General features: G+C 43.7%; 17 protein-coding genes and 1 pseudogene. 8 read left to right on the forward strand and 10 right to left on the reverse strand.

Annotated elements, in window-relative coordinates; genetic code table 11:
- Positions 1-510: 510 nt before the first annotated feature.
- Together K08M4_RS18615 and K08M4_RS18620 are read right to left on the reverse strand one after the other, a co-directional pair.
- Positions 511-2,949, reverse strand: coding sequence for an ABC transporter permease (locus K08M4_RS18615; protein WP_086050955.1), 2,439 nt, complete (start codon positions 2,947-2,949; stop codon positions 511-513).
- A gap of 1 nt (position 2,950) precedes the next feature.
- A complete protein-coding gene (locus K08M4_RS18620) occupies positions 2,951-3,625 on the reverse strand; it encodes an ABC transporter ATP-binding protein (protein WP_086050956.1) in 675 nt (224 codons plus the stop codon).
- On the opposite strand from K08M4_RS18620, the gene K08M4_RS18625 reads away from it, so the two are divergent.
- From K08M4_RS18625 to mrdA, 5 genes are all read left to right on the forward strand, one after another.
- Positions 3,624-4,241 (forward strand): arylesterase, encoded by a 618-nt coding sequence (locus K08M4_RS18625; RefSeq protein ID WP_086050957.1) that lies wholly within the window; start codon positions 3,624-3,626, stop codon positions 4,239-4,241. The genes K08M4_RS18620 and K08M4_RS18625 overlap by 2 nt on opposite strands.
- 81 nt (positions 4,242-4,322) lie before the next feature.
- On the forward strand, positions 4,323-5,522 hold the full coding sequence (gene fabV, locus K08M4_RS18630; RefSeq protein WP_086050958.1) for an enoyl-ACP reductase FabV: 1,200 nt from the start codon (positions 4,323-4,325) through the stop codon (positions 5,520-5,522).
- A 178-nt stretch (positions 5,523-5,700) separates the two neighbouring features.
- Positions 5,701-7,608, forward strand: a complete 1,908-nt coding sequence (locus K08M4_RS18635; protein WP_086050959.1) for a sensor domain-containing phosphodiesterase — start codon at positions 5,701-5,703, stop codon at positions 7,606-7,608.
- 118 nt (positions 7,609-7,726) lie between these two features.
- On the forward strand, positions 7,727-9,382 hold the full coding sequence (locus tag K08M4_RS18640; protein ID WP_086050960.1) for an ABC-ATPase domain-containing protein: 1,656 nt from the start codon (positions 7,727-7,729) through the stop codon (positions 9,380-9,382).
- Positions 9,383-9,630: 248 nt separating this feature from the next.
- Complete coding sequence (mrdA, locus tag K08M4_RS18645; protein ID WP_086050961.1) at positions 9,631-11,529, forward strand: penicillin-binding protein 2; 1,899 nt, start codon at positions 9,631-9,633, stop codon at positions 11,527-11,529.
- A 182-nt stretch (positions 11,530-11,711) separates the two neighbouring features.
- Here mrdA and K08M4_RS18650 read toward each other — a convergent pair whose 3' ends face one another.
- Together K08M4_RS18650 and K08M4_RS18655 are read right to left on the reverse strand one after the other, a co-directional pair.
- Positions 11,712-12,332, reverse strand: coding sequence for a DNA-J related domain-containing protein (locus K08M4_RS18650; protein WP_086051513.1), 621 nt, complete (start codon positions 12,330-12,332; stop codon positions 11,712-11,714).
- Between the two features lie 280 nt (positions 12,333-12,612).
- On the reverse strand, positions 12,613-13,452 hold the full coding sequence (locus K08M4_RS18655) for an isopenicillin N synthase family dioxygenase (RefSeq protein ID WP_086050962.1): 840 nt from the start codon (positions 13,450-13,452) through the stop codon (positions 12,613-12,615).
- Positions 13,453-13,651: 199 nt separating this feature from the next.
- Here K08M4_RS18655 and K08M4_RS18660 point away from each other — a divergent pair, with 199 nt between their 5' ends.
- Positions 13,652-14,260: a DUF2238 domain-containing protein gene (locus tag K08M4_RS18660; RefSeq protein WP_086050963.1), complete on the forward strand. Its 609-nt coding sequence runs from the start codon at positions 13,652-13,654 to the stop codon at positions 14,258-14,260.
- 131 nt (positions 14,261-14,391) lie between these two features.
- Here the strand turns inward: K08M4_RS18660 and K08M4_RS22555 are convergent, their stop codons facing one another.
- The 5 genes and pseudogenes from K08M4_RS22555 to K08M4_RS18680 all read right to left on the reverse strand — a co-directional run bounded on the left by K08M4_RS22555 (position 14,392) and on the right by K08M4_RS18680 (position 18,205).
- Positions 14,392-14,643 carry a hypothetical protein gene (locus K08M4_RS22555; protein WP_017082269.1) on the reverse strand — a complete coding sequence of 84 codons (252 nt, stop codon included), beginning with the start codon at positions 14,641-14,643 and terminating at the stop codon, positions 14,392-14,394.
- A gap of 24 nt (positions 14,644-14,667) precedes the next feature.
- Positions 14,668-15,579 (reverse strand): annotated as a pseudogene (locus tag K08M4_RS18665) (DMT family transporter); the annotation flags it as partial.
- 49 nt (positions 15,580-15,628) lie between these two features.
- On the reverse strand, positions 15,629-17,320 hold the full coding sequence (locus K08M4_RS18670; protein WP_086050964.1) for an SgrR family transcriptional regulator: 1,692 nt from the start codon (positions 17,318-17,320) through the stop codon (positions 15,629-15,631).
- A gap of 154 nt (positions 17,321-17,474) precedes the next feature.
- Positions 17,475-17,708 carry a DUF3389 domain-containing protein gene (locus tag K08M4_RS18675; RefSeq protein ID WP_004730938.1) on the reverse strand — a complete coding sequence of 78 codons (234 nt, stop codon included), beginning with the start codon at positions 17,706-17,708 and terminating at the stop codon, positions 17,475-17,477.
- 71 nt (positions 17,709-17,779) lie between these two features.
- On the reverse strand, positions 17,780-18,205 hold the full coding sequence (locus K08M4_RS18680) for a hotdog fold thioesterase (RefSeq protein WP_086050965.1): 426 nt from the start codon (positions 18,203-18,205) through the stop codon (positions 17,780-17,782).
- A gap of 242 nt (positions 18,206-18,447) precedes the next feature.
- On the opposite strand from K08M4_RS18680, the gene K08M4_RS18685 reads away from it, so the two are divergent.
- Positions 18,448-19,236, forward strand: coding sequence for a M48 family metallopeptidase (locus K08M4_RS18685; protein WP_086050966.1), 789 nt, complete (start codon positions 18,448-18,450; stop codon positions 19,234-19,236).
- Between the two features lie 83 nt (positions 19,237-19,319).
- Here the strand turns inward: K08M4_RS18685 and K08M4_RS18690 are convergent, their stop codons facing one another.
- Positions 19,320-20,402 carry a site-2 protease family protein gene (locus K08M4_RS18690; RefSeq protein ID WP_086050967.1) on the reverse strand — a complete coding sequence of 361 codons (1,083 nt, stop codon included), beginning with the start codon at positions 20,400-20,402 and terminating at the stop codon, positions 19,320-19,322.
- A 357-nt stretch (positions 20,403-20,759) separates the two neighbouring features.
- Between K08M4_RS18690 and K08M4_RS18695 the strand changes: the two genes are divergently transcribed.
- Positions 20,760-22,019 (forward strand): outer membrane protein transport protein, encoded by a 1,260-nt coding sequence (locus K08M4_RS18695; protein WP_086050968.1) that lies wholly within the window; start codon positions 20,760-20,762, stop codon positions 22,017-22,019.
- Positions 22,020-22,031: the final 12 nt, after the last annotated feature.

Genomic DNA, 22,031 nt, shown 5'->3' on the forward strand with positions numbered 1-22,031 from the left:
ACTGCCGCTATTCTACTTTTGTTCTGCGATGAATTAAAACACATTTTTATCAAGGTCTTAGTTAAGTGGGATTTAATATCTATGTAAAAAACATAAATAATCTCTTGACTCAATAACTCCAGATAGAGTTTTAAAGGTTATTATAACCGTCACATTTGTCCTAAGTGACGCCACATAAAGGCTGCCTCAGTACTCTTAAAACATAGAGGTTAACTTATCCCTAAAGTTATCCACCGTTTTTGTGGATAACTGTTGATAACGTTCTTGCTAAGTTGCGCAAACCCTTTGTTTACAGGGACTAACCGCTGTTCATTAAATCGGCATTGTTGCGGGGTTAGTTTTAAAAAATGCTGAAAAGAGTGGAGAATAAGGCGCGATATTCGTTACTTGTGCTACGCATTGGTCAAATAAAAAACGGTCTAAAGCGACGCCTTATAAATAGTGCATAACTCAATATAAATAATGTCACTTTTAGACCGTTTTAAGCATTTGGTTAGATCTCGCTAGCGACTAACCAAAATCCTTGTTTACTGGTGCCAACAAACGTTTGATTAAGCTATTTACTACCGCGGCCAATGTGATGAACGTTAGCACGGGTAGCGCTATCCACAGCATTGGGTGGAGTGAAGGTTCTAACTCGAAGCCAAAGTTCATTACCCCTGCAACACTGAGTTCTGAGCCCAGCGCAGCAATAGAACCCGCCACTAAGGCCATTAGCCCGTATTCACACCAAATGGTGTTAAGAATTCGCTTCTTACTCGCACCTAAGGTTCGGTACAAACGTATCTCTTGTTGTCTTTGAGACAAGCTCAATCGCAACAGAGTGAAGATAAGCAATAGCCCCGCTACCACACCCAAAGCCGCAAGTACGGTTATCGACCAAACAATCTGTTTGAGTAACTCCTGGATCTTGCTACCCATCTTACGAATATCCATCAAACTCACGGTTGGGTGATTTCGAGAGAGTTCGTTGAGCATCTGATTATGTTGTTCTTCTAGTCGGAAACTCACGAGCCAAGTAGAAGGAATAGAGCTCAAAACATCTGGCGTAAATATGAAGTAGAAGTTCGGCTTCATTTCTCGCCACTCTACTTTTCGGATGCTGTTCACCTTGGCAGAGACGTTCTGGCTGTTGATTGTGAATGAAAGATCATCGCCAATTTTCAAACCAAGTTGCTCTGCGACATCGGATTCCACAGATACGCCCTGCTCTTGTGTCCAGCTGCCTTCTAACACTTCATTGTACTCAGGCAGGCTATCTCCCCAAGTGAAGTTGATCTCGCGACTTAGTGCATCTGTTTCTTCTGAGGTCTCGCTGTATTTTGCCGCCTCAACGCCGTTAATGGTCGTGAGTCTTCCTCGTATAATTGGAAACGCTTGAGTACGCTCTACTTCGTTTGCATCAATCGTCTCGAGATAACTGTCTTTCTCATAGCTCGCAATATTCAGCGCAAACGCATTAGGTGCGTTCTCGGGCAAGGTTTGTTGCCAATCTGACAACAAGTCACTTCTCACTAGCCATATGATCGATAGCAGCATTAAAGACAGCGCTAAAGAACCGAATTGAATCCCTGTTGCTAATGGTGTGCGATTAATTCGGCTTAATGCCAAACGCATAGATGTCGATGTCGGCAGTTTCCCGACCAAACGCAGAACGAACGTACTGACAATCGCGAGTACTAAGAACAGGCAAGTGATACCCGCTAGAACTATCCATACCAACAGATTGTCACCGTACATCAGCATCATTGGAATAATAGGCACCAGCAACAATAGGTATTTCTTGTAGCTTTCATTGGACTTGTGACTTGATTGAATCACGCTGATTGCCGAGGTGTTGACCAAGCCAATTAACGGAATGCCAAGCGCAGGCACACCAATGAGGATACTTGATAAAATCGCCAGAATGACAGGTTCAATACCATAACTAGGAAGTGGTGTTGGTAACAAATCACCCAATGGTATACGAAGCAAAAATTCTAAACCGATACCGATGGTAATTCCCAGTACGGCGCCGATGACCACTAACAGAGACACCTGTACAAACAACCATTTAATAATCCATTGCTTGCTCGCGCCTAAACTCTTAAGCATCGCGATGGTTTTACGACGACTCGCTACATAGTGTTGGCATGTGAGTACCAAAGTGGTCGCAGCCATAATCACAACGATAGCCACAGTTAATGAAAGATATTGAGTTGTGCTTTCGAACATGTCGTTAGTACGGCTCGCAGAGTCTTGAGTACGCCAGCGATCGCTTGGTGTTAATTCTACGCTGTCTTGCACGGCTTTCAGTTTTGTATCATCACCATTTAGAAACAGTCTGAAGCTCACACGGCTGCCCGGTTGAATAGCGCCAGTGGCATCGATGTCACTTGTATGAATCAGCACCGCAGGCATTTGTTGGAATGGGTTAAAACTCAAGCCCGGTTCTTGTGTGATACGTCCAGTGATTGTTAAATTAGCATCGCCTATCGTGACGTTGTCATCTATCTCGACTTCTAATTGCGAAAATATACGCTCATCAAGCCACAGTTCACCCGGTTCAACATGATTGCTTGCCGTGCTATCTGTACCTTCCAGTATCATTTCGCCGCGTAAAGGATAATTACTCTCTACGGCTTTCACCGTCACGAGTTGCATCGAGTTATCACTGAATGCCATCGTTGAAAAACGGGTCAGCTGAGAACTTTCTAACTGTTCCACCTGAGTAAGGTCGAGCAAGGGTTGCGGGATTGGGTTTGCTGAGATAAACACGCTATCGGCGGTTAACGCATCTTTGCCCTGCTTTACGATCACTTGTTCCATGCGCTCAGCCAAAGCTGAAAGCGCGAACACACAAGCAATAATGAGCGTTAGAGCGATAGATACCGGCCATAGCTGACCATGTCGAATCTCTTCGATGCTCCATGAGAACAGGCGCTTATTCAGTCCATTTGATGAATTCAATTTAGACTTCCTCTATCTGACCGAGATGCATCTTAAGTGTTCGTTGGCAACGCTGTGCGAGTTTAGGATCATGCGTCACTAGAACAAGCGTTGTGCCATGTGATGAGTTCAACTCAAACAACAACTCGACAATTTTGGCTGCGGTTTGTTGGTCTAGGTTGCCTGTAGGTTCATCAGCAAAAAGGATTTTTGGCTTGATCATAAACGCGCGAGCTAAAGCGACTCTTTGTTGTTCACCGCCTGATAGCTGAGATGGCAGGTGATCAAGCCTGTCTTTCAAGCCCACTGATTCAAGCAAAGCCGTCGCGCGTTCGATGTCTTCGTCTTCACCTTTCAACAAACAAGGAAGCGTGACGTTTTGCAGGGCAGAAAGGCTTGGGATCAATAAGAAGCTTTGGAAAACAAACCCAACGGATTCACTGCGGATTTTGGCTCTCGCTTCGTCATCAAGCTGTGATAGAGGTTGGCCTAACAAACTGATTTCGCCAGAAGTTGGCACATCGAGCCCTGCAAGCAGTGTCATTAACGTGGATTTACCAGCACCTGAAGTACCGACGATCGCAACCGTTTCACCCTCACGAATATCGATATCAACATGCTCTAAGATTGTTAAATGTTCTTGATTAGTAGACACTGTCTTGGAAACAGCTTCTGCTTTAATGATGGATGTATGCATGACTCGACTAATTTCCTTTTTATTCTTAATTATATTTTCAACCGCTTCTTTGGCTCAAGATACCGAGTTAGATTCTAAGTTACTGGTGCTTGGTGATAGCTTGAGTGCTGGTTATAACATGGACATCAAACAGAGTTGGCCAAGTCTATTGCCAAACGCATTAGCGAAGCATGATAAAACGGTAACCGTGGTCAACGGCAGTATTTCAGGTGACACAACCGGCAATGGTTTAGCGCGTCTACCACAACTGCTTGAAGAACACGCTCCAGACACCGTTCTTATTGAACTTGGTGCGAATGATGGTCTTCGTGGCTTCCCACCTAAGCTGATGTCTGCAAACCTTGATCAAATCATCGATCAGATAAAAGCTGCGGGCGCCAAGCCAATTATGATGAAGATTAAAATCCCACCGAATTACGGTAAGCGTTACAACCAACAATTTGAATACGTTTTTGCAGCGCTTGCTGATCAAAAAAATGTGCCGCTTTTGCCGTTTTTCCTAGAGCATATCATCCTCAAACCGGAGTGGATGATGAATGATGGACTACACCCAAAACCAGAAGCTCAACCTTGGATTGCTGAATTCGTCGCCAAAGAATTATATCAGTATCTTTAAGTTTTAATGGTCTAGCTCAATAAATTTTACACAGCTTTACGTTAGCCTGAGTGCATATCACCGTTAACTGTAAGGTTATTTATGCTGATCGAACCTATTATCAAGGGTGTGGTAGCTAAAAGCGCTCACCCTCTAGGCTGTCAAGAAGCCGTAAAGCAACAAATCAAGTTTGTTAAGAGTGCGCCGCAGATCAAAGATGGCCCTAAGCGAGTACTGATTATCGGTGCTTCCTCTGGCTTTGGCCTTGCCGCTCGCATTGCCCTTACCTTTGGCGGTGCAAAAGCTGACACCATCAGCGTCTCATTCGAGCGCGGTCCTAACGAAAAATCCCTAGGCAGCGCGGGTTGGTACAACAACATCTATTTCAAGAAAGAAGCCGAACGAGAGCAACGCACTGCTATCAACATTGTTGGCGACGCATTTTCACAAGAAACACGTTCACAAGTTGTCGAAGCCATTGAAACCTACTTCGAAGGTGAAGTGGATCTGATTATCTACAGCTTAGCCGCTGGCGTAAGACCCAAACCAAATACCGAAGAATTCTGGCGCTCTGCCATTAAGCCAATCGGTGAAAGCGTGACTGGTGCGACTATCTCACTAGAGCACGACAACTGGGTGACCAACACACTTGATGCTGCAACGGATGAAGAAGCCGAAAGCACACTCAAAGTCATGGGCGGCGGAGATTGGGAACAGTGGATAGATGAGCTGATCAACGCTGAATCCATTGCCCCTGGTTGTAAAACCATCGCATTTTCCTATGTTGGTCCAGAAGTCACGCACCCTATTTACTTAGACGGCACTTTGGGCCGCGCTAAAATAGACCTTCATCAAACAAGCCACGCACTTAACCTTGAACTAGCAAACTTCGGCGGTAATGCCTACGCGATTGTGTGTAAAGCACTCGTCACCAAGGCTAGCGTGTTCATTCCGGGGCTAAGTCCTTACTTGCTTGCTTTATATAAAGTGATGAAAGAGAAAGAGACCCACGAAGGCTGTATCCAGCAAATGCAACGCTTATTCAGTAGTAAGCTGTATGGACAAACCAAAGTACCACTTGATGGCGAGCGCCTAATTCGGATGGATGAATGGGAACTCGACCCAGAAACCCAAGCTCATGTGACTGAACTACTTGAAGCTATGGATGAAAACAACTTCCAATCAATCGGTGACTATCAAGGTTTTAAAGAAGAGTTTTTACAGTTGAACGGTTTTGCTCAACCATCGGTAGACTATAAAGAGAAACTTAACACTGATGATTTTATAAAGTTAAAGCCTTAATCGAAACTTATCTCATTACTGAGACCCAGATTCACATTTGAAAACCTCCGCAAAATTGCGGAGGTTTTTTTGTGCAATATTTCTTATACTTAGTTAATGTAATATTCACAGTTTATTTGGTTCATCTTAATTAACACAGGATGTGTTGATGCATTTAGCATAATTGACTCGGAGTCATATGAAGAAGATAAAAACGATAGACTTAGATATCCCTGACGATATGGCCTCCAGCTGGCAGAATATTGTCAACCTCTTGGCTCAAATCACTCAAGTGCCTGCTGCACTTATCATGCGTGTTCATACCAACTACATTGAAGTTTTCTCTACCAGCCACAGTCGGGATAACCCTTATAACAAAGGCGATTCTGAAACATTAGGCAATGGGCTTTACTGCGAAACGGTGATGGAGTCTCAGCAGCAGCTTTTAGTACCCAATGCGCTTGCCGATGTTGATTGGAAAAACAACCCCGACACAAAGCTTGGCTTAATCTCTTATTGTGGCATTCCGCTATTTTGGCCTAACGGCGAATTGTTCGGCACCATTTGTATCTTGGACTCGAAAGAAAATCACTACACACCTACCTATATTAAGCTATTAGAAAGCTTTCGCACCTCGATAGAATCTCAATTAAAAACCTTGTTTCAACACGCTAAGCTCACTCAAATGAATCGTGACTTAAAAAGCCGCGTTGCGACTCGAACTAAAGATCTCGCGAGTCTTAATTATTCATTAAACCAAGAGATTGATAAGCGAAGAGCGGCAGAACAAGAGATCAATTTCCAAAAAAATCACGACCTCGGCACGGGCTTTTTGAACCGAAGTGCTTTTGAGTCGCGCTTAGATCAGAAATTGACGTCACAACAAAGGTTTACTGGTGGCTCACTCGCGGTAATCCATATTGGATTTACTAATGGCAGGCGCATTCAAGCTCGATATGGCTACAACGCGTTAGACCAAGTACTGGTTGAATACCGACAACGCATCGACAGTATCTCTGATGTCGAGGTACTAACTGCGCGCCCTACTTCGGTTGACCTTGTGTTGGCGTTCAGCGTTAAAGATTTGCACCAGCGTATCGAAGAACTATGCCAGACATTAGTAAAAGTGGGTCATTCAGAATTTGACATCGGTAGTGACAAAGTGCATCTGCATGCCTTTATAGGGATTGCGATTACTGATCACGACGATGATGCTGACAGCATAATCCAAAAATCTTCAGAAGCGATGCTGGCATGTAAAGATTCCGGACAGAAGTTCGCTTACTATTCTCAGTCTCATGCTGAAGAACAAAGCCATATTAATAAGATTGAAGGTTATTTACTCCAAGCGGTTCGCAATGATGACCTTATGCTCTATTTTCAGCCTAAAGTATGCCCGTTGACTCATCGCTGGGTTGGTGCAGAAGCTCTACTGCGTTGGCGACACCCCGTTCTGGGAGACATCTCTAACGAAACCTTAATACACATGGCTGAGCAAAATGGGTTGATTTTCGAAGTGGGAAATTTTGTTCTGCGCAACGCGATTGAGCAAGCTAAAGAGTGGTCCGAGTATGTTGAAGATTTCAAAATTGCCGTAAATGTGTCAGCGATTCAATTAAAGAATGTTGATTTCGCAGAGCAAATTATTCACCTGCTGGAAACCTATCACCTAGAACCTCATTTCTTAGAACTTGAAGTCACGGAAAGTTGCCTCATAGCAGATGAAGTCGTCGCAAAGAATACATTGGAATCGTTACACGACACTGGTGTTACATTGTCACTGGATGACTTTGGTACGGGCTATGCCTCATTCAGTTACCTTAAGAAATTCCCATTCGATACGATTAAAATTGATAAGAGCTTCATCGACCAAATGCTCAACTCGCAGGAAGACTCGGAGATCGTTCGGTCGATAGTCCAAATTGCGAAAAAGCTCGACTTAAAAGTCACGATTGAAGGCATAGAATCGGAAGTTCAGGAGCAATTTATCATCAATGAAGGCTGTGATGTGGGTCAAGGTTACCTTTACGGCAAGCCTATGCCGAGCCAAGAATTCGAACACAGCTTAATCAATCAAAACTATTTGGGGACAACTCGTTACGCTTAAAGCGAAAAAGAGCAGTTTGTTTTGGATTTAGGCCTAGTTTCTCTTTACTCTATAGGTGGTGATTTTTATAATCGCCGCCTTTCTGTTTTATCTTCCCTTTATATAGGCATTCCTCGTTATGGATCAGTTGACTGCAAAGCTTAAAAAGCTCGAAAAACAAAACTTCCGCGCATATCAACAAATTAAAGGTCAATACGACTTTGCTGATTTCGAATTACACATCGACCACGTTCAAGGTGACCCGTACGCATCTTCTTCACGTTTTCGCGCAACACGCGCTTGGTCGTTAACAGGGTTAGGTTGGCTGAAAGAAAAATCTTACGAATACCAAGTAGCAGCTCGTGATTTCATTGCACGTAGCTTCTCTGAATTTGCCAAGCAAGAAGCGACTGTGTCTATCGCGCTAACAGGTCAAACCGTTTTAGACAACACTGCTGTTGTTTTCACTGACCACGGTATCGAAATTCGTTTTCGTATCAACCTACCTGCTGATGGTCGCAGTATTCTTGCAAAGAAAGCAATCAACATCATTACATTCTATTTGCCTAAGTTCATTCGTCGCGCAACGCTTGAACGCGAACTCAACATTGAAGCGATGATTAAGCATTGTGAAGCTGTTGAAGACCAAGACGCATTGCGTGCTCAATTGGAAGAAAACAACCTAGCGGCATTCGTTGCAAACGGCAGTGTATTACCTCGTATTGCAGGTAACTGCGACCTGCCAATGAAAGGCGCAGTTCCTTTCCTAGCACCAGAGTCTTTAAGTGTGACGCTAAACACGCCAAACCAAGGTGATGTGACTGGCCTAGGTATTCCTAAAGGCATCACGCTGATCGTTGGTGGTGGTTTCCATGGTAAATCTACACTATTGAACGCCGTTGAACGTTCTATCTACAACCATATTCCAGGTGATGGTCGCGAAGGTATCGTGACTGCGACGGATACGATGAAGATCCGTGCTGAAGATGGCCGATGTGTACACAACTTGAACCTGTCTAACTACATCAACCATTTACCGATGCAAAAAGACACGTCTGATTTCAGTACACAAGATGCTTCAGGCTCTACGTCTCAAGCGGCTTGGTTACAAGAATCAATTGAAGCAGGCGTTCAAACGCTACTTATTGATGAAGATACGTCAGCGACTAACTTCATGATTCGTGACGAACGTATGCAAGCGCTAGTATCAAAAGGTGCAGAGCCTATCACTCCACTTGTTGACCGTATTGGTCAACTACGTGAAGAGATGGATATCTCTACCATTGTTGTAATGGGTGGTTCTGGCGATTACCTAGATGTGGCTGACACTGTAATTCAAATGCACGACTACCAAGCGGTAGACGTCACTGAAAAAGCACAAGAAGTGATCGCTCAACACCCTACTCAACGAACTAACGAATGTGAGACCGCATTAGAAACGTTTGTTCCTCGCTCGTTAAATCGCGCTGCATTGATGAACATTCTTACTGACGGTAAGTTCCGTGTTAACGCGAAAGGCAAAGAGTCGTTGCGTTTTGGTAAGGAATTCGCGGATCTGTCTGCATTGGAGCAGTTAGAATCAACGTCAGAAGTGAACGCGATTGGTTGGGCATGGTTCCAGTTTGCTCAAACTCCAGGCTGGTCAAACAACCCTGCTAAAGAGTTTAGCGCTATCTTAAGCGATGAGTGGCACGTGAACATGCCAAGCTACGGTGACTTAGCGAAACCAAGAGTATTGGATGTAATGGCCGCACTAAACCGTATGCGTAAATCTCAGTTCAAACCTTCGAACTAAGTTAGATTTAGGCATCATAAATTGTATTGACGGCTCTCATTGCGAGGGCCGTTTTTTTTATTCGCTAACTCTTTGCCTAAAGCGTTAAGGCTGACTCCTGCATCACTTTCTCTTGTTTAACGATAAAACCCACTAATACTGTGCTTATCCTAAAAATCATGACACAGCTTTTACAAAACTATGGCGTTATTCAGATAAAGTTCCGACTCGATAGGTGTAACTAAATGTAACAGACCCTTGAGGCTTCAATGAATCATAAACGCGTTAAGATGCGTGACCATAAAATCGAAGTAAACCTATTCAAAAACCGTGTAATCGTCGCGTTTTGTGGGATATTGCTGTTCACTCTCGTCTTAGTTGGCAACTTGTACCGACTTCAAGTCGACAATTTTGAAAGCTATCAAACTCGTGCCGATGGCAACAGAATCAAAGTATTACCTATCGCCCCTACTCGCGGGCTAATTTACGATCGTAATGGTGTGTTGCTTGCCGAGAACAAGCTTGTATTTAACCTGACGATGATTCCCGAACAAACAAATGATGTCGATGCAATGCTAACCAAGCTAGACAAATATATCCCGCGAGATGCTGAGCAAATTGCTCGTTTCAAAAAGCGTTATCACAACACTCGACGCTTCAAGTCTGTCACGATATTAGAGAACCTAAGCGAAGAAGAAATTGCTAAGTTCTCAGTGCACCAGTACCAGTTCCCCGGCTTAACGATTGATACCAGCTTGAAACGATTTTATCCAAATGGAGAGGTACTTACCCATGTCTTAGGGTATGTGGCACATATCAATGATAGCGATCTTAAGAAGCTAGAAGAAAAAGGCATCGAAGCAAATTATCAAGCAACAACCATTATCGGTAAGCTCGGTGTCGAACGCTATTACGAAGACATTTTGCACGGCACCAAAGGCTATCAAGAAGTCGAAGTAAACAGCCGTGGGCGAGTCGTCCGCACCATTGAGTATGTAGCTCCGGTAGCAGGAAAAGACATCGTATTAAATATTGATCTCGAACTACAGAAATACGTATTCGACCAGCTTGATCACCGAACAGGCAGCGCGGTCGTTCTAGACCCGAAAGATAACAGTGTGCTTGCAATGGCATCAAGCCCCAGTTATGACCCGAACCTCTTTGTCGACGGTATTTCTAGCAAGAACTATCAACGTTTATTGAATGATCCTGCTCACCCATTGGTAAACCGCACTACTCTCGGCGTTTATCCTCCTGCATCAACCGTGAAACCATTTATGGCAGTCGCTGGCTTGCAAGAGCATGTCATCTCTGAGGATACGATTCGTAATGACCACGGTTCATGGCAAATTCCCGGTTCCAAACGCAACTCTAAATCATGGCGAGACTGGAAACGCTGGGGTCACGGCCCTGTCGACGTAACTCAAGCCATTGAAGAGTCGGTGGATTCATTCTTCTATCAAACCGCTTTTGATTTGGGTATTGACCGTATTTCAAGTTGGATGAATCGATTTGGTTTTGGTGAACCTACAGGCATCGATATCTATGAAGAGAGCACCGCCAACATGCCAACTCGAGAATGGAAAATGATGCGTTATCGTACCCCTTGGTATCAGGGGGACACCGTCCCTATTGGTATTGGCCAAGGTTATTGGACATCCACGCCAATGCAACTTGCCAAAGCAACCTCGGTACTAGTTAATCATGGGAAGGTAATGCCACCTCATATCTTGAGAGCTACCTTAGATCACGGTGAAGATTTTGATACGCAAAAACTTGTTGAACCTGAGCCGATGCTGTCGATCACTGAAGTACCAGACGAGATATGGGATGTACCTATTAATGCGATGCGACTCGTAAACCACGGCAGTCGAGGTAGCGGCAGACGTGCATTTAAAGGAACTGACTACACTAGCGGTGGTAAATCGGGGACTGCCCAAGTATTTGATCTCGCTAAAGATCAGGTCTACAACTCCAAGAAACTGGCTCGGCATTTATTAGACCATGCGCTTTATACGGCCTTCGCACCTTACGAACACCCTGAATATGTCGCGACTGTGGTCATCGAGCACGGTAATGGAGGTTCAAAAGTCGGAGCACCATATATCCGTAAAGTACTCGACTATGCATTCGAACATAAGAGTGGCGAAAGCAAAGATCACTCATAGCATAATAAATGAAGTAAGAACGACGCTTAACCTAGTTACAACGCATAGCCTAGAACAATACAAGCGTTAAGACGACAAAGCCCCACTTGTGTCACTCACAACATGGGGCTTTTCAATTTTATATATAGGGCTTAAATTTCACTCTAAAGAGTCGATAAACAGCGCAGTAAGAGTTACGTCGATCATGAACTTCGTAATACATGCCACGCTTCACAAAGCGTCTGGAATTTTGACGTATTGCCCTCGTCTCTATCGGGATGCCACCGCAACGCCAGCTGTCGCCAACGCTTTCTTATTTCCTTATGCGTTGCGTCTAAAGGGAGATCAAATAACTTCAATGCACGGTTTTTATCTAAATTGAGCGTATCGGCGCCAACAAACTTTCTGTACCGAGTCCAAAACTCATTCAGCAGCCTTTTGACTTCACCTTCATCCGCTTCATAGTTAGTCCAATTAGTGTAGTAGTCTCGAAGTGGATCTTGGTGATCAATACTGTGGCTATTTCCATGATAGCTTCCATTCATCAATTCAATATCCATTGCTTGAACTTGAAGCCAACCATCAGGGTGTAACGTCTCTTGGAGCTGATATAGCGCATTCATAATGAGAAAGTTCTTTTTAAATAACTCCTTCTCGGGTACTGCATCTAATACTGGCATAAACCCAAGGTCGTTTAGATGAGCCGCCAGAGTGTGTACTTTCCATCCGCTTGGTTTTCGCTTAAGCACTTCCATAATGGGCCAAAGCAAAGGGTTCTCCATATGGCTATGAAAGCTTTCTCTCACACCTTGATTATTCGACATGGCTGACTCGTTTGAGGTAATTAGACTATTAGGCATGATGAATTGCCCTAGGTCAGTAGGCTGACTTTCCTTAATTGAAAGCGATTTTCTATGATTTGTCGAGCTTAATGAAACGGCACATTCAATAGCTTGGCTCAAAAGCCCGTTACCCATCAAAATTACGCAGCGAAGGTGACCAGTGATTGACAATCATTGGTGTTGCTCTTTGGAAAATCAAAAAGGCCAGCAATTTTGCTGACCTTTGATATCTTTACCAATTTTAGAGCAAGACACTAGTTAATTAGATAACACCAAGCTCTCTTAAACGTTCCATTAGGTATTCATTTGCTGTGTACTTCTCAGACAGTACAACTTCCGGTTTTGGGTGTAGGAATAGCGGTAAAGAGATGCGAGATTTATCTTGGCGTTCACCTGATGGGTTGATTACACGGTGGGTTGTCGATGGAAAGTAACCACCTGATGCTTCTTGAAGCATATCACCAATGTTTATGATCATGTTACCGAAGTCACATGGAACATCTAGCCACTCGTCATTCTGAGCTTTAACTTGAAGGCCCGGCTCGTTTGCTGCAGGAAGAACAGTCAGTAAGTTGATGTCTTCGTGTGCTGCTGCACGGATAGCGCCAGGTTCTTCGTCGCCTTGCATTGGTGGGTAGTGAAGAACGCGAAGCAGTGTTTGTTCGCTGCCGTTGATCATTTCAGATAACGCGATGGAGAACTTCTCTTGTACTTCTTTAGGAGCATGAGCTTCAACCCAACCTAGAAGCTCTTGAGCAAAAGCATTCGCACGTTGGTAGTAATCTAGAATCTGTTCTTTCAACTGCTCAGGAATTTGGCCCCAAGGGTATACGTGGAAGTACTCTTTGATGTCTTTTACAGTGTGGCCCTTGGCAACTTCAGACACTGAAGGTGGAAAATATCCATCTTGTGTTTCAACATTAAAGTGGAAGTTCTCTTTCTCTTCAGAAATAAAGAATTGGTACCAGTTTTCGTAAATTGACTCAACAAGCTCTTTCGGAATTGGGTGGTTCTTAAGAACACCAAACCCTGTTTCACGTAAAGAGCGAACAAATTGTTCTGCTGCGTCGTCAGCAAGGTAATCGACAGTTTCCAGTTTCATGACTTTCTTTCTTGTTATGTAGTTATAGAGCGATTTTAAGGATCGCTTTGTTGTAAATCAAACTTTTGTGAAACTCTAGCAACCGTTTGTCTAGATACTGGGCGATAGCACCAGTTTTCAACAATTCTGGTGATTAAACCACAATTGAACACTGTTCATTATTATGTAACTATACATAAAACTTATACAGGATATGATGATGACAATTACGCCACTTGCTCAAAATAGACCTCTACTCTCATTAACTGCTGTCTATCTTGTTATCTTTCTCTTTTCAGCGTTTGCGCCATCTTCAAGAGCCGTTTGGATCGCTGAGATCGTCCCTGCTCTCGGTATTCTTATCGGGATATGGTGGTTATCCACCAAGCTCACCTTTTCTAAGACCGCTTATGTTCTGATGTTTATCTGGTTAATTCTGCATACGATCGGCGCAAAATACACCTTTGCAGAGGTACCTTTTGATTGGTTCAATAACCTGATTGGCTCTGAGCGCAATAACTTTGACCGAGTAGCCCATTTCTCTATTGGTCTTTATGCCTATCCACTCGCAGAGTATTTGATTCGTAAGAAATTGGCTCAGCCGATACTAGCCTGTTTCTTTGCGCTATTTGCAATCATGAGTGTAGCCGCTGGCTACGAGATTATAGAGTGGTGGTACGCGGAGATTGCAGGTGGTGATGAAGGTATCGCGTTCCTTGGCTCACAAGGTGATATTTGGGATGCACAGAAAGACATGCTGTGTGATACAACGGGTGCAATCGTCTCACTATTCCTTCTTAAACTTCAAGGGCGAGTTAGAGCTCAGTAGTTCGTAGATAGCCCGCTCACTTCTTGCTTATAAGTTACGATTTAAATGCCACACGCAAACTGTGCTGTGGCATATTTAGTTCCAATATTGCTTGCTCGTTTTGTAATGACTACTTGTTTCATCGTGACGGGTTATTTCATCGTCACCTTGCCACCCACAAACTTGTAGGCTGGCGTACCTCTGACTAAGGTATCTCGCGCAAATTCAATCCCGCATTCCGGGCACACACATGGCTCTTTCGTGAAATCTTCAACAATACGTTCCTTAAAACACTTTACGAGTGCACCTTTGCCACCTTTCCGATACTTAAAAAGTTGCGTTTTGCATTTGGCACAGAAAATCTGAACCGTTTTGGTCGGTTGTTTCTTGTTTGGTTTAGCCATAGAAGTTAATGATTGAACTCTTTCTTTCTTAAGTTTAGGTGCGACAAGAACCAAGCTTATCCCGAGTAAAATAACGGTCGATGAGATAACAAATTGCATGGTGACCGGCTCGGAGAGTAACAAGACGCCACCGAGTGTCGCGATAACCGGCACAGAAAGCTGTGCAATGGATGCGACCACTGTATTCAGCTTTTTCACCACGTAATACCACAAACTATAACCCACACCAGAAGCCACCGAGCCCGATATAACCGCGTAAATCAAACCTTGCTCAGTGATAGAGACTTGAGGCATTGCATTTGGTATTACAGTTAGAACGCTTATACCCGCAAGGATAACTAGTGAGCTGAATCCAAAGTTAGCAGTGGTCGACTGGAGGGCGTTTGACGATTTTTTTCCTGCCAATGTGTAAATGCCCCACCCAACTCCGGCCAAAGACATCAAGATGATAGAAACTAAGTCTGGTGCCCGTGTCGAATTAGTTGGCATTAATAAATAAACAAGCCCTGCTACAGAGAGCAAACATCCGCTCCACTCAATTAGTGACATTCTGTTTCCAGAGAACAAGTGGGCGGCAATCATCGTAAATTGAACGGCGACAAACAACACCAGAGCACCAAGACCTGCGCCAAGCTTTAAGTAAGCGAATGAGAAGCCGAACATATACACGATCAGTGACAACATCGAAGTTAACTCAAACTGAGACTTAAGCTTTTCCGTTACCGATGTGTCGTTGTCAGCTGAATCGCGTTTAGGGCAAGATTTAGCCTGGGAAAATAAAGCTAATAAAATCAACAGTGTAAGCGTACCAGACAATATCCGAATGATCGAAAAACTCAAAGGATCAATGGTTTGATCCATCAAAGCCCAACGACACAAGACTGAATTAGCAGCAAACGCCACCAGCGTTATAAATGTGATCATCACAGTTTGCATCGCGTTGTCCTAATTGAGTTGTTTGATCGTAATTGAGTGTTCTTGGATTTCAATCAACGTCCGGTTTTACCCAAACTTGGCTAAAATCGAACCAACCCAGTGCATTACACTTGGCGTTCTGCAGAGTACCGCATTGATCTTTGTTTACGCCTAGCCAACAGTGGAACATCGGAATTAATTGATTGCTTTGTACCAGTTGTTTACCTAACTGTCGTGCGGGGAATTGCTCAAACTCGCCCGATCGCCAACGATCAATCATGTGACACCATTGATCGAAGTCTTCTGCCGGGCTAGATTCATCGAGAAAGCTGTAATCCATCAACCAGCCCGCTAACGCGTCATCTCTATTGTTGGCGATACCCATCGGGTTGATCCAAATATCGACATTATCGGCATGTGGAGGATCGGTTTCGTAACCATAAAGTTCAACATCGACTTCATATTGCTTCAACACAGTGACAATAGCCTTCGCAAGTGTTGGAAACATTGGGTGTTGGCATTGGTAAGCCAGTCTAATGGTTGGTTTCGCATTGGCTGGTGGACAAACTGGCGTGTTCAACTTTATGTCATACCAACCGGGCTTTATCCCATAAGCGTGTAACACTCCCAAATCGATAACAGTTTCTTTCGGAATGTGTACAAACAGATCGGCCGCATTCAAAGTATTAGATAAGAATTGCGCCCATGCAGGATCTTGTGCGATGCCCTTTTTTCGATTCAACAGTAAATAGGTACAGCCAGGGTCAAGTTCGACTTCGTCGCTATCACCACGGTCAGCCATTACAGGCTTAGAAAGACTTGGGTAAACCATTGAAGAGTACGCCTCATCAACGACCCAAACCTCAACACGATCAATCAATGGCCTAAAACCAAAATATCCGTTGAAAGCCGTCAATACGAGTTGCTTATCATCGTTCTTTTCAATGCGATACGGGCCTGTACCAATCGGTCGAATATCGTAGTCTTCACCACGTAAAATCATCGGTAAGGTAACTTTAGCAACCGATTCAGTTAGCGCGAGCGGGAAGTGTTTATCTGGGCGTGTTAAAAAGACATCAACCACGCAGTTTGCTGGAGAAGAGACGTCTTTTATGTGTGAGAACATATTGAGAGGTTCGAGCGCTAGCAGCGTATCCACAACATGATTGGTTAATAGAGGCTCGCCGTTATGAAAACGGACTCCAGGTCTCAAAAAGAATCGCCATTGATAATCGCTAATTTTTTGCCATGAATGAGCAAGATCGGGCTGTAATTGATCGTTCTCATCCAAATGCGTTAACCCACTGAATACCTGACAGGTAATATGCTGTTCAGAGCGACGCATCGATTTAGTCGGGTTAAGCATAGATAGCGGTCGATAATAAGGTAAACGAATAACCTGCTCACCTTCTTGATACTGCACACCCAAGTAATTTTGAATAACCTGAGTCAACTTGGCTGCATTGTGATCAAGCACTGACAGCGCTTGTCCAATTTTACCTTCTTGTAAGTAGCGTCTTGCTAAGTTTTCACTGACATCGCAACGATTCTGCTTAAAAATAAGTTGAGATAACTTGCCTCGCCCAGCCGCAGGTAACCACTCAACCCATCCCTCTTCTTCAAGCTTATTGAGTACCATCCGGGCATTACGACGGGTACAACAAAGCACATCCGTGATGTCGTCGAGCTGAACATCAGAATCTTTACCATCGAAGTATTCAAACAGGGTTTCAAATTGAACGCGAAGTCTTGGGCTGCTCATAAAGAGGAAAACTTATTCAAAGGACATTGAATTCAGTTTCCCTATTTTAAGACTTAAAATCAATCTTACTGATGTGATTTTCTTGCGAATTATTGGGTATGGCGTCCTAGGATGTGATTCAAACAGAAGGCCTAAGTACTTTTGCAGTATACGATTACATCACATCGCAGCCGATTTCATTGGCAATATCTCGAAGCTGCTGTTCGTTGTCTAATTTTATCGACCACTTGCATTCAGAACCATTCGCTGAAATAACATTTGCCCCTTTTCCTATTAGTTGGATTGCATCAACTTGAGCTTGTAGCGTTACTCTGTGCTCACCATCCAAACGAACAACCAGCTCATGTGCGGTTGCGATGACTTTTCCACTTTTAAACGTTATGACCATGGATTTCTCGGACTATTTTTAAATACAGATTACTTCTTATAAATACACACAGCTAACTAATGCTTAACCTATTATCGCTTATGTTTCTTCACGGCAATAGTTAAACGGCTGGTACAGACTAAGCGTTGACGCTCATCAGTAATGTTTATCTGCCATACTTGGGTAGAGACACCCAAGTGAATAGGCTCAGCAGTACCAATAACATAACCTTCGCGCATGGATCTAACGTGGTTTGCGTTGATATCTAGCCCAACGCAATAGTAGCCTTCTGGAACGCAGAAGTTAGCGGCCAGTGAACCCAGAGTTTCGGCTAACACGACCGATGCGCCGCCATGGAGCATACCCAAAGGCTGGTGGGTAAAATGACAAACCGGCATGGTTGCCACCAAGGAGTTGTCGTTTACCTCGGTGTAAACAATGTTGAGATGTTCAATTAAGGTATTTTTTGAGGTCGCGTTGAAGATGTCTAGGTCAACGGGCTTTTTCCAAATACTCATGTAGGTTCCTTAATTATTGTCTTTGTTATCGCGTGTGCAGTTTTATTATCGCTAATAGCTTTTATCCGCTCTAAGGCAGTCTTTAGTAGAGCTGATAGCTTTATCATCGTTAACAGGTTGATAAAACCAATAACGTTAGCATTACTGCTGGGATTATTACCGAAATAGTTATCTTACTGCGACTAGCTATTAAACAAGTTGATGTTAACATGCATAAAAACCGAATACACAGAGGATATTGTATGACGTCATGGATGAAGTTTGCCTCGCTTCTTACACTCGCGGGGCTAAGTGCATGCAGCGCTTCCCCAACAGGCAGAAACCAATTACTGCTTTTTTCAGATAAAGATATGTCTCAGCTTGGAGCACAGTCTTTTGAACAAATGAAGAAAAAACAACCCATCAGCAAAGATGCAAAAACGAACGCTTATGTACAGTGCGTTGCAAACAGAATCACGCAATACATTCCTAAACAAGGTTTTAGTGAATGGGAAGTTGTTGTCTTTGACAGTGACCAAGTAAACGCATTCGCCCTACCAGGCGGAAAAATTGGCGTATATACCGGGTTGCTTAAGGTAGCGGTTAATCAAGACCAACTCGCAACAGTTATCGGACACGAAGTGGCGCACGTTTTAGCAGACCACAGTAACGAGCGCCTATCTCAGTCTCAAATCGCTAACACTGGTTTATCGGTTACTAGCATCGCATTAGGCGCATCAGAATACAGCCAATATCAAGGTATGACGATGGCTGCTTTAGGTTTAGGCGTTCAGTACGGCGTTATTCTACCGTATGGGCGAACTCAAGAGTCTGAGGCCGATGTTGTTGGCCTAGAGTATATGGCTAGAGCTGGATTCGATCCTAACCAAAGTGTCGATCTATGGCAAAACATGGCGAAGGCATCGGGTGGTAATCAGCCCCCAGAACTGCTTTCTACACACCCTTCGCACAGTACGCGTATCAAAGATCTGCAAGCGACGATCAAAACGCTTCCCCAATCGGGTTCTCCAAGACCAAATTGCAAAGCGTAATTTACATTTGTCTAGACGCTAAACTTCGAATACAAAAATGCCCTATCCATATTGGCTAGGGCATTTTTTTGTTTTGATTCTTGTTAAGTACCAAGAATTTGCAGTGGTAGGCTTAATAGCTGATCACCAGTAGATGCAAAATACCAGATAACACCAATCAAACTACTCACTAAACCCACATACCAAACAAACGACACGACTTGACCGTATTTGTCTAATGGTAGCAAGTGACTATGATGTCGCCCTTTCCATTCGAACAGTATTTCCACACTACCCATAATCAATAAGAAGCCGAACAGGGTCAGATTTAACTGGTAACTCAGTACTACGCCAGCGACCGCTGCTGCCACGCAAAGTACAATACCAAGCACACTGTTCATTGAGAAACTGATACTTTTCAGTACATGTCCGCCATCGAGAGGCAAAATTGGCAATAGATTAAACAAGTTCAATAGCGCGTTGAATACCGCAAGCCCAGCAAAGAACATCTCGCCAGTGATCCAGTACAACACCATAAACACCAAAGACAATATCAATCCGAACAATGGCCCCATGATTGAGATAACTACATCTTGCCAGCGCGTATTGATCTTCTCATCGGATAACGCTAAACCACCAAGGAATGGTATCAAATAGATGCCTTTGGTCTTCATGCCAAAGTATTTCATCGCTCTAATATGGCCGTATTCATGGAACATAAGGCAAGCGATTAGAGCTAAAGCAAATTGAATTGAAAACAGCCATGAATACGCAGCCAAGCTCGCAGAGGCAAGTACGACTTTGATTAGCTTGGCACTTTTTAATGCTTTCATACCAAGCGACACTAATCCAATTAAGCTAAAACGCTTCTCAGGTTTAGGTGCTACAACGGGAGTTTGTTGCTCGATGTCTTTAGTGTCACGGTTACCTTCGGCAATCGTTTGACCATTTACGGAGGCTTTGTAGTACATCTCAAATGGCTGCCATTGAACTGACGCTTCGACGTGACACTGCAACGTATCTTCGCCAGATTGCAGCATAAATGTGTGAGTGCGAGCATTCTCTTGCTCTGAGGTCGCATCCAGCTGAGACACAAGTGTATTGTCCCAGAACAGCTGTTGCCAACCTGCCATTGAACCTTCTAAACGAAGCGGTTTTCCAAGAAACTCTATCGCGAGTAATTCCAAACTTAAATTCCAATTTAATGCCATCGTAAATGAAACCGTATTATGCCGATTTAGCGATTAACGGTAAACACAAACAAAGTTGTTACATATTTAAGCAATTGAACACTATTTATGCCGATAATGCGCATAAACATTCTGGTCACACCTCCAACCACTAATAAACCATTGATTGCATGAATATTATTAGTGTTAAAGTCCCGCCCCTTAAAATTATAACTTCACAAAATGATAACTCATTCTTTGACTTTACATGAAACATGAATTTAACATGTCATTTACATTGACGCATCACTAATAAGAATGCTCAGTGTGTTTTCAACAATAAGAATGAGATTTGATGCCCTAGGAGGGTCAAGGATGAAAACAATACAACGCTCTCTCGTTTCGCTTTCTGTGCTATTTGCATGTAATTCACTTGCGGCTGGTTTCCAAGTTGCTGAGCACTCTGCCTCAGGCCTTGGACGCGCATTCTCAGGTGAAGGTGCAGTTGCCGACAACGCGAGTGTACTTGCGAGAAACCCCGCTGCAATGACCCTATTTGATACAGCCCAATTTTCAGGCGCGGTTTCTGTCGTTGATCCAGAAGTAGACATTACTCAAAACAATGTTCCAGGTTCTGGCGGGCAAAGTCAGACATCTAAAGACGTCGCTCCCCTTCAGATTGTACCTGGTGCTTACTACATTAGCCCAATCAATGAGCAATGGGCTTGGGGTATTGGTATGTTTTCCAACTACGGTGTTGCTACCGATTACCCAGATGATATCTACGCGGGTGATCTAGCCGGTGATACCTCACTCATGTCTGTCAATTTGAATCCCAACGTAGCGTATAGAATTAACGACCAATTCAGCGTTGGCGCTGGTGTAAATCTTGTTTATGCAGAGGCAGAACTCAACCGACACCAAGGTGCTATTTCAAACGTTACTGGCGATCCTGCATCGACGAAGCTAATCAGTATGACTGGTGAAACATTCGCTTTTGGCTGGAATGTGGGTGGCTTATATGAATTGAATGAAAACAATCGATTTTCTATCGCTTATCGTTCCGAAGTTGATCTTGATTTTGACGATGGTGATTTCAAAGATTACACCGGTGGAATTGTACAAGGTAGCGCGACTGCAACGACTGGCCGCTTAAAAATCACCTTACCTTCAATTATTGAAATATCGGCTTTCCACCAATTGACCGATCAGTGGGCTGTCCACTACGGTTGGCAACAAACGGGTTGGAGCAGTTTTAAAGAACTTAAGGCAACCAGTCCAGATTGTACAAATGGTGAGTGTTTCAAAAAGACGGAACACTACGAGGATAACAACCGCTACTCGTTGGGTGCGACTTATCAGTTGAATAAAGAGTGGACTCTAAGAGCGGGTCTTGCTTATGACGAACAAGCTGGCCAAACGACTTTAAGTATCCCAGACAGCGATCGTTACTGGTACAGCACAGGTTTGACTTACCAGTACAGTCCTGACCTTTCTATTGATGCTGGTTTTGCCCTTGTGCAAAGCAAAGGTGGTGACTTCACTGAGACCAATAAATTGGGTCAAAAGCTTGAATTTTCAGGTGATGCCGTAGCTTACCTATCTGCTATTCAATTGAACTACACCTTTAACTAAACGGAATTAAGA

Origin of the sequence: Vibrio syngnathi (assembly GCF_002119525.1) — a bacterium.
In the GTDB taxonomy this organism is placed as follows: Bacteria; Pseudomonadota; Gammaproteobacteria; order Enterobacterales; family Vibrionaceae; genus Vibrio; species Vibrio syngnathi.